At 66.0% G+C, this 12,592-nt stretch carries 13 protein-coding genes; 6 read left to right on the top strand and 7 right to left on the bottom strand.

Annotated elements, in window-relative coordinates; translation table 11 throughout:
• The 4 genes from AC1VNY_RS02005 to AC1VNY_RS01990 all read left to right on the top strand — a co-directional run.
• A partial coding sequence (locus AC1VNY_RS02005) for a cisplatin damage response ATP-dependent DNA ligase (RefSeq protein WP_482403899.1) occupies positions 1–1,448 on the top strand: 1,448 nt, incomplete at its 5' end.
• 96 nt (positions 1,449–1,544) lie between these two features.
• Positions 1,545–1,850: a DUF6460 domain-containing protein gene (locus tag AC1VNY_RS02000; RefSeq protein WP_016844848.1), complete on the top strand. Its 306-nt coding sequence runs from the start codon at positions 1,545–1,547 to the stop codon at positions 1,848–1,850.
• Positions 1,851–1,872: 22 nt separating this feature from the next.
• Complete coding sequence (locus AC1VNY_RS01995; protein WP_482403898.1) at positions 1,873–2,607, top strand: MBL fold metallo-hydrolase; 735 nt, start codon at positions 1,873–1,875, stop codon at positions 2,605–2,607.
• 114 nt (positions 2,608–2,721) lie between these two features.
• Complete coding sequence (locus tag AC1VNY_RS01990; RefSeq protein ID WP_482403897.1) at positions 2,722–4,047, top strand: MATE family efflux transporter; 1,326 nt, start codon at positions 2,722–2,724, stop codon at positions 4,045–4,047.
• 270 nt (positions 4,048–4,317) lie between these two features.
• Here AC1VNY_RS01990 and AC1VNY_RS01985 read toward each other — a convergent pair whose 3' ends face one another.
• Together AC1VNY_RS01985 and AC1VNY_RS01980 are read right to left on the bottom strand one after the other, a co-directional pair.
• The gene (locus tag AC1VNY_RS01985) at positions 4,318–5,415 is read right to left on the bottom strand and encodes a quinone-dependent dihydroorotate dehydrogenase (protein WP_482403896.1); all 1,098 of its coding nucleotides are present in this window, start codon (positions 5,413–5,415) and stop codon (positions 4,318–4,320) included.
• Positions 5,412–5,756 carry a DUF952 domain-containing protein gene (locus tag AC1VNY_RS01980; protein WP_482403895.1) on the bottom strand — a complete coding sequence of 115 codons (345 nt, stop codon included), beginning with the start codon at positions 5,754–5,756 and terminating at the stop codon, positions 5,412–5,414. Before AC1VNY_RS01980 ends, AC1VNY_RS01985 begins: the two co-directional genes overlap by 4 nt.
• Before the next feature lie 200 nt (positions 5,757–5,956).
• Between AC1VNY_RS01980 and AC1VNY_RS01975 the strand changes: the two genes are divergently transcribed.
• Entirely contained in the window at positions 5,957–6,610 is a 654-nt protein-coding gene (locus AC1VNY_RS01975) for a S24 family peptidase (RefSeq protein WP_482403894.1), read from the top strand.
• A 183-nt stretch (positions 6,611–6,793) separates the two neighbouring features.
• On the opposite strand, the gene AC1VNY_RS01970 is transcribed toward AC1VNY_RS01975, so the two are convergent.
• Positions 6,794–7,579 (bottom strand): class II aldolase/adducin family protein, encoded by a 786-nt coding sequence (locus AC1VNY_RS01970; RefSeq protein WP_225642150.1) that lies wholly within the window; start codon positions 7,577–7,579, stop codon positions 6,794–6,796.
• A 260-nt stretch (positions 7,580–7,839) separates the two neighbouring features.
• Here AC1VNY_RS01970 and AC1VNY_RS01965 point away from each other — a divergent pair, with 260 nt between their 5' ends.
• Positions 7,840–8,772, top strand: a complete 933-nt coding sequence (locus AC1VNY_RS01965) for a 2-dehydropantoate 2-reductase (RefSeq protein WP_482403893.1) — start codon at positions 7,840–7,842, stop codon at positions 8,770–8,772.
• 12 nt (positions 8,773–8,784) lie between these two features.
• On the opposite strand, the gene AC1VNY_RS01960 is transcribed toward AC1VNY_RS01965, so the two are convergent.
• The 4 genes from AC1VNY_RS01960 to AC1VNY_RS01945 form a co-directional block, all read right to left on the bottom strand.
• Positions 8,785–10,425: a lysine--tRNA ligase gene (locus AC1VNY_RS01960; RefSeq protein ID WP_482403892.1), complete on the bottom strand. Its 1,641-nt coding sequence runs from the start codon at positions 10,423–10,425 to the stop codon at positions 8,785–8,787.
• A gap of 225 nt (positions 10,426–10,650) precedes the next feature.
• Positions 10,651–11,679 carry a transporter substrate-binding domain-containing protein gene (locus tag AC1VNY_RS01955; protein ID WP_482403891.1) on the bottom strand — a complete coding sequence of 343 codons (1,029 nt, stop codon included), beginning with the start codon at positions 11,677–11,679 and terminating at the stop codon, positions 10,651–10,653.
• 91 nt (positions 11,680–11,770) lie between these two features.
• Positions 11,771–12,361, bottom strand: a complete 591-nt coding sequence (locus AC1VNY_RS01950; protein ID WP_028339030.1) for an SCO family protein — start codon at positions 12,359–12,361, stop codon at positions 11,771–11,773.
• Between the two features lie 18 nt (positions 12,362–12,379).
• On the bottom strand, positions 12,380–12,568 hold the full coding sequence (locus AC1VNY_RS01945) for a hypothetical protein (protein ID WP_411784147.1): 189 nt from the start codon (positions 12,566–12,568) through the stop codon (positions 12,380–12,382).
• Positions 12,569–12,592 lie beyond the last annotated feature (24 nt).

Raw genomic sequence — 12,592 nt, 5'->3', positions numbered from 1 at the left:
GGCATCGGAGCGGTAGGGAGGTCTCGTGGGTAGGAAGATTTGTAAAAGAGACAGAAAAAGGCGCGCCGCCCAGTACCCGCCACAACAACCCGCCTCCTCCCACCCTCACCGACGTCGTCACCACGTTGCGCACGCTCGGCAAGGCCGAGCTGCCGGCGCAGCTGGCGCGCTGGCTGGACGAGCTCGACGAGACCGGGCGCTGGGCGCTCTTGAAGCTCGTCACCGGCGCGATGCGGATCGGGATCTCGGCGCGGCTGGCGAAGACCGCGGCGGCGGCGCTCGGCGACAAGGACCCGCACGAGATCGAGCTGATGTGGCCGGGCCTGGCGCCGCCCTATCTCGACCTGTTCGCCTGGCTCGAGGGCCGCGGCGACAAGCCGGTCAACCGCGACCCTGCGCCGTTCCGCCCGGTGATGCTGGCGCATGCGATCGAGGATAGCGATTTCGCCAATCTCGACGCCGCCGATTTCAGCGCGGAATGGAAATGGGACGGCATCCGGGTGCAGGCGGTGTCCGGCCGCGATGCGAGCGGCCACGTCCAGGCCCGGCTCTATTCGCGCACCGGCGAGGATATCACCGGCAGCTTCCCCGACCTCGTGCCGTCGCTGCATTTGCCCGGCGCGATCGACGGCGAATTGCTGGTGCTGCGCGACGGCCGCGTGCAGACCTTCAACGTGCTGCAGCAGCGGCTGAACCGCAAAGTCGTTTCGCCGAAGCTGATCAAGGAATTTCCGATCCACCTGCGCGCCTACGACCTGCTCGGCGACGACGAGAACGATTTACGCGAGCTGCCCTTCGCCGAACGCCGCGCGCATCTCGAAGCCTTCGTCGCCAAGCTGAACGATCCGCGCATCGATCTGTCGCCAACCGTCCCGTTCGCGAGCTGGGAAGAGCTGGCCGCGGCGCGCGCCGATCCCATGAGCGCCGGCGCCGGCGACGATGCCGACGCGGTCGAAGGCGTGATGCTGAAGCGGCGCGACGCGCCCTATCTGCCAGGGCGGCCGAAGGGCCCGTGGTGGAAGTGGAAGCGCGATCCGCACATCATCGACGCCGTGCTGATGTATGCCCAGCGCGGCCACGGCAAGCGTTCGTCCTATTACTCCGACTATACGTTCGGCGTCTGGACCCGCGGCGATGCCGGCGACGAACTGGTGCCGGTCGGCAAGGCCTATTTCGGCTTCACCGACGAGGAGCTGTTGCAGATCGACCGCTTCGTCCGCCGCAACACCACCGAGAAGTTCGGCCCGGTGCGCCATGTCGTGCACGAGCCGGATCAGGGGCTGGTGCTGGAGGTCGCCTTCGAAGGATTGCAGCGCTCGCCGCGGCACAAATCCGGCGTCGCGATGCGCTTTCCCCGGATCAGCCGCCTGCGCTGGGACAAGCCGCCGCGCGAAGCCGACCGGCTGGAGACGCTTGAACGGATGTTAATGTCCATGACAGGAAGTTAAATCCGAAGCGTGCATGGCAGCCATTGATCGCGGTGTGCGGGTTTCCCATGTGCACCGCCGTGACCTATAATGCGGGCGATTCCGCGGGAGACAGCAATGCCAGACAATATCCGGGACTTGCCGGCCGGCCGGAGTGACGGCCTGTACCGCTTTCTCGGCGGATCGCCGCTCTCCGTGGCGTTCCGGTTGATTCTGCTGTCGATTCTGGTCGGTGTCGTGCTCGCCGCGATCGGCCTCGATCCATGGAACATCCTCACCAGCATCCGCAGGCTGTTCCAGAGCATCTGGGATTTCGGCTTCGACGCGATCAACTGGGCCTGGCGCTACTTCCTGCTCGGCGCCGTCATCGTGATCCCGATCTGGCTGTTGTCGCGGCTGTTCGGCGCGCCGCGCGGCCGCTGATCCCAAGGAGAGTGCGCAGCCGATGCAATTGCGATTTGTTGGCTGCGGCGATGCATTCGGCTCCGGCGGCCGCTTCAACACCTGTTTCCACGTCAGCGGCGCGCGCAGCAATTTCCTGATCGACTGCGGCGCCTCGTCGCTGCCGGCGATGAAGCGGCTCGAGATCGACCGCGACGCAATCGACCTGATCCTGATCACGCATTTCCACGGCGATCATTTTGCCGGCCTGCCGTTCTTCCTGCTCGACGCGCAGTTCTCCCGCCGTACCCGGCCGCTGGTGATTGCCGGGCCGCAAGGCATCGAAGCGAAACTGCCGGCAGTGATGGAGGTGATGTTCGAGCATTCCTCCAAAACCAGGCAACGCTTCGATCTGTCCGTCGTCACGCTCGCGCCGCGCGAAACGCGCAGCTTCGGCGAGGTGACCGTGACGCCCTACCCTGTCGTGCATGGCGAATCCGGCGGGCCGTTCCTCGCCTACCGCGTCGGGGCGGAAGGCCGCATCATCAGCTACAGCGCCGACACCGAATGGACCGACGCGCTGATCCCGGCGGCGCAGGACGCCGACCTCTTCATCGCCGAAGCCTACATGTACGACAAAATGGTCAAGAATCATCTCAGCCTGAAGACGCTGGAAGCGCATTTGCCCGCCATCAACGCCAAGCGCGTGGTGCTGACCCATATGAGCGACGACATGCTCGGCCGCATCGACGACCTGCCCTACACGGCGGCGAGCGACGGCATGGTCGTGGTGCTCTGACCATGCAATGCCTTGCCCGCTGACCTTCCGCCACCGCATTGCTCTGAGAACAATTCCGGCATGGTCGCGCGACGGATGTCGCGATAGAAACGTATATTCCTTGCAATTGTAGCCATGCACGCACCCATCCACCCGAAGATCACGACGCGCCAGGTGTTCGCCATCGCCGGCCCCGCGATGGTCGCCAACCTGACCACGCCGCTGATCGGCATCGTCTCTACCACCGCGATCGGCCGGCTCGACGACGCCGCGCTGCTCGGCGGGGTGGCGATGGCCTCGGTGATCTTCGACTGCCTGTTCTGGCTGTTCGCCTTCCTGCGCATGAGCACGCTGGCCTTCACCGCGCAGGCGCAGGGTGCCGGCGAGATCAAGGAATATGCCGCGATCCTGGTGCGCGGCTTCATCGTCGCCGGCCTGATCGGCGCGGCGCTAATCGCGCTGCAGGTGCCGCTCGCCGCGGTCACGTTCCAGCTGATGGGCGGCAGCGAGGGCGTCACCCGCGCGGCCAAGAGTTATTTCATGATCCGGATCTGGTCGGCGCCGCTGGCGCTCGCCAATTACGTCATCCTGGGCTGGCTGGTCGGCCAGGCCCGCGCCAATCTGGCGCTGGCGCTGCAGATCGTGATCAACCTGATCAACATGGCCGCGACCGTGCTGCTGGTGCAGGTCTACGGCGCCGGCATCGCCGGTGCCGCGATCGCCGCCGTGCTCGCCGAGACCGCCGGTTTCGCCGCCGGCATCGTGGTGGCGTGGCGGATCTCGCAAGGCGGCTTCGCCGTGCCCGCGGCCACGCTGTTCGACCGCGCCAAGCTGATGCGCATGCTGGCGGTCAATCGCGACATCATGGTCCGCACCGCGGCGCTGATCGTCGTGTTCCTGTTTTTCACCGCCAAGGGCGCACGCGAGGGCGACGTGACGCTGGCGGCGAATTCGGTGCTGAACAATTTCCTGCTGGTCAGCGCCTTCTTCCTCGACGGCCTCGCCAATGCTGCCCAGCAGCTGTGCGGCCGCGCGTTCGGCGCACGCGACGCACGCGGCTTTTCCGATTCGACCCGGCTGGTGCTGCTGTGGGGCATCGGCTTTGCGCTGGTCGTATCGGTGCTGTTCGCGCTGTTCGGACCGGCGCTGATCAATCTGATGACGACCAGCGACGACGTGCGCCGCTATGCGCGCGCGTTCCTGCCGTTCGTGATCCTGGCACCTCTGCCCGGCGTATTCGCGTTCGGCTTCGACGGCATCTATGTCGGCGCCACCTGGGCGCGCGAGATGCGCAATCTGATGCTGGCCTCGCTCGCGATCTTCCTCGCCACCTGGTGGGCGCTCAGTTCGTTCGGCAACACAGGCCTATGGATCGCGCTGCTCGGCTTCTACGTCGCGCGCGGCGGCCTGCAGGGCCTGCGCTATCCGGCACTGCTCAGGAAGACGTTCAAGACTGCGTAGCATTCGTAGCCCGGATGCAGCGAAGCGAAATCCGGGGTCTGTATCCGCAGCGAGACTGTCCCGGATTGCGCTTCGCTTCATCCGGGCTACGAAGTTCTCTTCCCCTTCCCCCTGAAAGGGGGAAGGTCGGGATGGGGGTCAGCCGCAGGCGACGCAGCTCATGGAGAGAGCTGATCCCCACCCGCTTTGCTCTGGCGAGCAAAGCGACCTCCCCTTTTCAAGGGGAGGTTAGAGCGCAGCCGGATTTCGCTTCATCCGGGCTACACGCACCTACTGGACCGGCCAATCCTCCGCCGTAATCGTCGCCGCATCCGCGCCGACGATTTCCGATAGCGAGTCGCGGCCGGTGCGCAGCAGGGTCGAGGACAGATCGCGCTTGATGTCGTCGACGAGACCGATGCCCTTGTAGACCAGCGAGGAATAGAGCTGGATCAGGCTGGCCCCGGCGCGGATCTTGGTCAGTGCGGCGCCGCCGCTATCGATGCCGCCGACGCCGATCAGCGGAAACGCGCCTTCGACGCGGACATAGGTCTCGGCCACCATGCGCGTCGACAGCCGGAACAGCGGGCGGCCCGACAGGCCGCCCTGCTCCTTGGCGCGATTCTCCTCGCGCAAGGTCGAGGGCCGCGCCAGCGTGGTGTTCGCGACGATCATGCCGTCGACGCGCCGCGAGCGGGCGATGTGCACGACGTCGTCGAGCTCGGCCAGACTCAGATCCGGCGCGATCTTGAGCAGGACCGGCGAATCGCCGGCGTTCTTGCGCACGCGCTCGCGGGTGTCGATGACCCGCGCCAGCAGATCGTCGAGCGCGGCCGATTGCTGCAAATTGCGCAGGCCCGGCGTGTTCGGCGAGGAGACGTTGACGGTGAAATAGCTCGCGACCGGCGCAAACGTCTCAATCAGCTTCACGTAGTCGGCGGCGCGGTCGGGCGAATCCTTGTTGGCCCCGACATTGACCCCGACAATGCCGCCGGCGCTGGCGCGCGCGGCGAGCCGCCGCAGCACGGCCTCCGCGCCGTCATTGTTGAAGCCCATGCGGTTGATGACGGCCTCGTCGCGCTCGAGGCGAAACAGCCGCGGCCGCGGATTGCCGCCTTGCGGCTTCGGCGTGACCGAGCCGATCTCGACAAAGCCGAAGCCGAGCCGCAGCAGCGCGTCGGGCACCTCGGCGCTCTTGTCGAACCCCGCCGCCATGCCGATCGGGTTTGGAAAGTTGAGTCCGAAGGCGCGCACCGCGAGCTTGGGATCATCCGGCCGCTGCCGGATCGGCGGCAGCAGCTTCAGGCCCTGGATCGCCATGCGATGGGCATCCTCCGGATCGAACCAGCGCAGCAGCGGCAGCGAGAAGGCGTCGAAGGCACGGATCACGGCTTGAGCTCCGGAACGTCGTGGCCACCGTCGGAGCGCGCGCGCAGGTCGAGGATCTCGGTGACGGCGCCGAGGTCGAGTTCGCCATAGAGATGCGGGAACAGCTCGTCATTGCGCGACCGCTCCCAGCGCAGGGCATTGCCCAGCGCATCGGCATCGACCGCGACCAGGAACAGGCCGGTTTGCCCGTGGTAGTGCTTGCGCGCGGTCTCGGCCACCTGGGACGCGGTGGAAAAATGGATAAAGCCGTCGCGTTTGTCGTCGGCACTGCCCCGGTACACGCCCTGCCGCTCGGCCTCGCGCCAGGCCGAAGCGGGGGTGATTTTGTAGATCATCGGCACGGGCCGGCCTTCCCTTTTGTCCTTGAGTCTCTTGGGGTTTTATCCGGATTTGAGGGGAAATGCCCCAGACGCCATCTGGCGAGCGAGGGACCGTATCGGCGGCGGCGGCGCAACTCAAGCGGTGCCGGGACACATCGGCCGACAGATTTGCGAAAACGCCAGCTTTCAGGCAATAATTCCTACCATCCGGGATACCCTCGATGGCCAAACAGCCCAAAGCCACCCGACCGCTGACCCACGCGCAGGTCTGGGCCGCGCTCGACCGGCTCGCCGAACGCGCCGGCCTGTCGCCGTCCGGCCTTGCCAAGCAGTCCGGACTCGACCCCACCACCTTCAACAAGTCCAAGCGCGTGACGGGCGACGGGCGCGAGCGCTGGCCCTCGACCGAATCGCTCTCCAAGGCGCTGGCGGCGAGCAATGCCAGCATGGAGACCTTCGTGCAGTTGCTCGGCGATGGCGCGCGCGGCGGACAGTCGGTGCCGCTGATCGGCTTCGCGCAGGCCGGCGCCGGCGGCTATTTCGACGACAGCGGCTTTCCCGCCGGCAAGGGCTGGGACGAAGTCGCGCTACCGGCAACCACCGACGAGCACGCCTATGCGCTGGAGATCGAGGGCGACTCGATGAAACCGGCCTATCGCGAAGGTGACATCATCGTGGTGTCCCCCGCGACCGCGATCCGCCGCGGCGACCGCGTGGTGGTGCGCACGACCGGCGGCGAGGTGATGGTGAAGGAATTGAGACGCCGCACCGCCAAGGTGCTGGAACTCGGATCGCTCAATCCGGAGCACCCCGACCGCATGCTCGATGCCGAGGAAGTCGCGTGGATCGCACGCGTGGTGTGGGCGAGCCAGTAGCCGGGCAGGTCGATCACCACATAACCAGTGTCGTCCCGGCGAAAGCCGGGACCCATAGCCACCGAAGATTACTGCTACACCACGCTGGGGCCACAGCTGGCTTCCACAACTCGACCCTGTGGTTATGGGTCCCGGCTTTCGCCGGGACGACGGCGGAGGTTGCGGCGCGCTCCCTGCCAGCCTTTACGTCGCGTAGTCCGGCTCCTTGCGATCCAGCATCCGCTTCAGCGCATCGAAATGCCGCTGCGCCGGGGACGGGCCGTTGTAGAGATGGTCGTCGCGGAAATCGCGCTTGGTCTTCTCCACCACATGCTGCGGCAATTGCTTGAGCGGCTGCTGCGTCCACATCGCGTAGATCTGCACCTGCGCGGCGCGTTCGATGTAATAAAGCCGGTCATAAGCATCGGCGACCGTCTCGCCGACGGTCGAGATGCCATGATTGGCCATGAACAGGATGGTCTTGTTGCCGATCACCCTGGCGAGCCGCGCGCCTTCCTCGGGATCGAGCGCGGGGCCGGTGTAGAGATCGTCATAGGCAATCGCTTCCGACAGCCCGACCTCGGTCTGCCCGATTTCCTTGATGCGCGGATCCTCGAGCCGCGTCAGCGCGCTCGCATACGGCATGTGGGTGTGGAACACGGCCTTGGCCTGCGGCAACGCCTTGTGGATCGGCGCATGGATGCAATAGCAGGAGCGCTCCACCTCACCCTCGCCGCGCTTCACCTCGGCATCGTCGATGCCGACCTCCATGAAGGAGGATGCTGTCACCTCCGACCAGTGCATGCCGAACGGGATCTGGTAGTAGCGGTCGGTGCGGCCGGGCACCACGAGGGTGAGATGGTTGAAAATACCTTCCGAAAAGCCGTGGATGTAAGCGAGGCGATGCGCCGCCGCGAGATCGACCCGCGCCTGCCATTCCTCGGCGCTCGAACTGTCCTGCAGCGATGTCGGCGAAACCCTGAACTGCATGCGCATGCTCCCATCTGTGCCGGCCTCTCGGCGGAGGCCGTGCTGATTTTATGGATGCGATTGTAGCGCAATCCGGCGCCGGGCTCCGGTGAAATTGCCGATGGCCTGCTATCCGAATTTTGCGGGCTCGGCGTCATTATGTGATGATGCGCTGCGAAGACCGCGGATCGGCGGCTTCGTTGGCTGCGGCGGAAAGCCACATGAGCGGCCTGCACTTTCCAACTCAACGCAACACACTCCGCAAAGCCAAGAGTCACGCCATGACAGGACCATCCGACCGCAAAACCATCGCCATCGTCGGCCTCGGCAGCATCGGCGGCATCATCACCGGCCTGCTGCGGGCAGTCGACAAGCATGACGTGATCGCCTGTGTCCGGCGGCCGCTCGATCGCCTCGCGGTCGAGCGGGCGGAAGGCACGGTGGAGGTGCCGCTGCGCGCCCTCACCGATCCGGCAAAGGTTACGCCGGTCGACTGGGTGTTGTTGTCAACCAAGGCGCAGGACACGGAATCGAGCGCGCCCTGGCTGCAGAGGTTGAGCGGGCCGCGGACGCGTGTCGCGGTGCTGCAGAACGGCATCGGCCATGCGGAGCGGCTGGCACCATTGGTCGGCGCCGCCACTGTCGTTCCGACCATCGTCTATTACAACGGCGAGCGGCTGGCGCCGGATCGCGTCCGCTTCCGTCGTGCCGGCGAGCACGAATTCGCCGTTGCCGATGACGCGAACGGGCGCGCGTTCGAAGCGCTGCTGGATGGTACGGCGATGCGCGTGCGGCGCTCCGCTGATTTCACCACGCTGGCGTGGCGCAAGCTTCTGCTCAATGCGGTCGCCAATCCGATCACCGCGCTCACCTTGCAGCGGCAGGCGGTGTTCCGCCGCGCGGACGTCAAGGCGCTGTGCCGCGCCATCCTGGAGGAGGCCGCGAATGTCGGCCGCGCCGACGGCGCGCAGCTCGCGCCCGACGAGGCCGAGCTGATGCTGGCGACGTTGTTGACCTACCCGCCCGACGCCGGCACCTCGATGTATTTCGATCGTGTCGCGGGACGCCCGTTCGAAGCCGACGCTCTCACCGGCGCGATCGTCGCGGCCGGCGAACGGCACGGCGTGCCGACGCCGCTCAACGGCCTGCTGCTGACGCTGTTGCGCGCCACCAGCGACGGCCTGCGCGACGCGGCGCAGGCCGAGCCGCGATGAGCGGCGCGATCCCTACGACGACCGCGCCAGCGCGCCGTCGATCATGTTGACCGCGTTCTGCACGCCGTAGACCGCGACGAAGGAGCCGAAGCGCGGGCCCTTCTCCTGCCCGAGCAGCACCTGGTAGAGCATGTTGAACCAGTCGAGCGAGACGCCGGGACGGCCGTCCTTGCCCTTCTTGACCATGTCGAGGAACGGCTCGCGGCGGCCAATCTCATAGACCACGTTCTGGATGTCTTCCGCGCTCGCGTTCGCCGGCATGTTGGCGAGCGCATCGCGCAGATCCTGCAGCGCGGCGCGCTCTCCGTCGGTCGGCTCGCGGAACTGCTTGGTCGGCGCCACGAAGTCGCGATAGTAGTTGATGGCGTAGCCGACCATCGCGTCGAGCTTCGGATGGGTCTGCGGCGTCACGCCCGGCCGGTAGCGGCCGATGAAGCCCCACAGCGTCTCGGCATTCTCCGCGTTCGACGACGACACCAGCGTCAGCAGCAGTTGGAAGGTGACCGGCATATCGGCCTGCGGCGGCTTGCCGGAATGGATGTGCCAGACCGGATTTTGCAGCTGCTGCCGCGCTTCCTGCCGCGTGAAGCCGTCGAGGAATTGCTGGTAGTCGTCGACATTGCGCGGGATGACGTCGAAATAGAGCCGCTTCGCCGCCTTGGGCTCGCGATACATGAACAGCGACAGCGATTCCGGCGAGGCGTAGCGCAGCCATTCGTCGATGGTCAGGCCGTTGCCCTTCGACTTCGAGATCTTCTGGCCCTTCTCGTCGAGGAACAGCTCGTAGTTGAAGCCTTCCGGCGGCGTGCCGCCAAGCGCCGAGCAGATCTTGGCCGACAGCTTCACCGAGTCGATCAGATCCTTGCCGGCCATTTCATAGTCGACGCCGAGGGCGTACCAGCGCATCGCCCAGTCCGGCTTCCATTGCAGCTTGCAGCGGCCGCCGGTGACGGGAACGGTGACGGTCTCCTTGGTATCGGGATCCTCGTAGGAGATCGTGCCGGCCTTGGCGTCGTGCGCCGTCACCGGCACGTAGAGCACGAGGCCGGTGCGCGGACAGATCGGCAGGAACGGCGAGTAGCTCGCCGCGCGCTCCTCGCGCAGCGACGGCAGCATGATCGCCATCACCTTCTCGATCCGCTCCAGCATGCGCAGCAGCGCGGCGTCGAAACGGCCGGAGGTGTAGTACTCGGTCGAGCTCGCGAACTCGTAGTCGAAGCCGAACTGGTCGAGGAAGGCGCGCAGCCGCGCGTTGTTGTGCTGTCCGAAGCTCGGATGGGTGCCGAACGGATCGGGCACCTTGGTCAGCGGCTTGCCGAGATGCTGTTCCAGCATCTCCTTGTTCGGCACGTTGTCCGGCACCTTGCGCAGGCCGTCCATGTCGTCGGAGAAGGCGAGCAGGCGCGTCTTGATCTTGTCCTCGGTCAGCACGCGGAAGGCGTGGCGCACCATCGTGGTGCGCGCGACCTCGCCGAACGTGCCGATATGGGGCAGGCCCGACGGGCCGTAGCCGGTCTCGAACAGCACCTCGTCCTTGGGATTTTTCTTCAGCCGCGCCACAATCGCTTTCGCCTGCTCGAACGGCCAGGCGTTGGATTGTTCGGCGAGCGCCCGCAGGTCGCTCGGGCTGGCAGAAGGATCAATCACGGACATTCCTCAGGCTCTCTCCAAAAAGGCCGCGAAAACTAACGCTTTCGCGGCAAAATGCAAAACGACGCTCCCTCGCCCCGCTGTTGCAGGGAGAGGGTTGGGGTGAGGGGCTCCATCCGCGTAACCGGCAAGAGAGGAATTCGCGGCGGGTCCCCCTCACCCGGAATTCAAGCTGCGCTTGAATTCCGACCTCTCCCCCCAAAACGGGGCGAGGTGAAGACCACAGCGTCAGAACGGGCTGACCGAGAAATAGCGCAGCCACAGATCGGTGAAGCGGCCTTTTTCCCAGATCCGGAACAGCGCCCAGTTCAGCGACTGCCGGAGCAGATCGTTGCCCTTGCGGACGGCGATGCCGACGCCCTCGCCGAAATAGCGGCTCTCGACAAAGGGGCCGCCGGAGAAGGCGCAGCATTCGGCGGAATCGGTGCCGTTGATCCAGAACGCGAGCGAGATCGCATCGCCGAAGATGAAGTCGACCTCGCCGCGGCGCAGCGCCGCGCGCAGCGCGTCGTTATCCGGATAGGAATGGATCTCGGCGTCGGTGAACATCGCCTTGAGGTAGGCCTCGTGCGAGGTGCCGGCGATGACGCCGACCTTCTTGCCCTCGAGATATTCCGGGCGGATTTCCGGCATCGCGTTGTCGCGGCGCGACACGAAGCGTGCCGGCGCGCGGTAATACGGATCGGTGAAATCGACCTTGGCGCGCAGCTGCGGCGTCACCGCCATCGACGCGATGATGGCATCGCCACGGTTGGTCGCCAGGGCATCGATCAGGGTCTCGAAGCGGCGCATCTGGATGGTGCAGGTGACCTTGATCTCGTCGCAGAGCGAACGCGCGAGGTCGACGTTGAAACCGGCCGGATTGCCGTCGGGACCGGTGAAATTGAACGGCGGATAGTCGGTCTCGGTCAGGAAGCGGATCACGGTGAGGCGCGACAGGTCCGGGCGGTCCGGCCGGCGCCGCGGGTCCCAGAAACCCGGCACCGCCTGCGGCGCGGCCTCGGCGGTGGCCTTGGGCGGCAGCGTCGGGGCCGGCTGGGTTGCCGCTGGGGCCGCAGGCGCTGCCTGCGGTGCAGCCGGCGCCGGTCTGGTCGGCGGAGCCGGCGCAGGGGCCGTCTTGGCCGCCGGTGGTTGCGCTGGAGGCGTCTGCCCGATCGCAGGACCCGCCAGCGCCAGCAAGGCAGCCGCGATCATGCCCGCGGCGGGGCGACGCTGGCGCGAACGGACGGCAAAGGGCTGGACAGAGGGATTTGGCATAACCGGCAATTTCAGGAAATTGAACGGCTTATAGCCGAATCGGCGCCTGAAGCGAGCGCCGATTGGGTTAATTCTGGACCGGAAATGGCGATCAGAGATACCGTTTGAGATCGGCCGCCGCCTCTTCCGGCGTCCGTTTCAGATTGAACGGCGCGACGAAATGACCGTCGCGATCCATCAGATAGATCAGCGCGGTGTGGTCCATCGTGTAGTCGCCATCCTTCAGCGGCACTTTCTTGGCGTAGACACGATAGCTCGACAGCACCTTCGCGATCGCGGCGGGATCGCCGGTCAGGCCCTTGAGGTGCGGATCGAAGCTCGACAGGTAATCCTTCATCGCGGTGGCGGTGTCGCGTTCCGGATCGACCGAGACGAAATAGGCATTCACGCGATCGGCGTCCTTGCCCATGGCCTTCAGGACCTCCGAGATCTCGAACAGCGAGGTCGGGCAGATGTCCGGGCAATGGGTGAATCCGAAGAAAATCAGGGTCGGCTTGCCCTGGAGGTTCTTGTCGGTGACGGTCTGGCCGGACTGGTCGGTGAGCTGGAACGACCCGCCGATCGCGGCCGGCGCGGCAACGGTGCGCAAGCCGCCGATCGCCCACAGCATGAGGAACAAGCCGACCGCCAGACTGCCCGCGAAGGCAGCGAAGATCACCAATGGGCGCGTGGTCCGGGGCATGATGCGAGGGCGTCCTTGTCAGAAGCAGGCGGAGATGCCGGCCGTGATCATTTCGAAAAACACCGCGGTCCCGTAGTGGAACCAGAGCGCGGCGGCGGCAAGCAGGGCCAATCCGCCGATAGCGGCCGCACCCCACAGGATCGCAGACGCTACCCGGCCCTGCGGAGCCGTTACGAGCTCGGATCGGGTGGAGATCGGCTGAACCATGAGGCTGAGATAAGCCGGGTTCCG

It is taken from the genome of Bradyrhizobium ferriligni (assembly GCF_056837965.1).
This window is presented reverse-complemented; position numbering and strand designations above follow the sequence as displayed.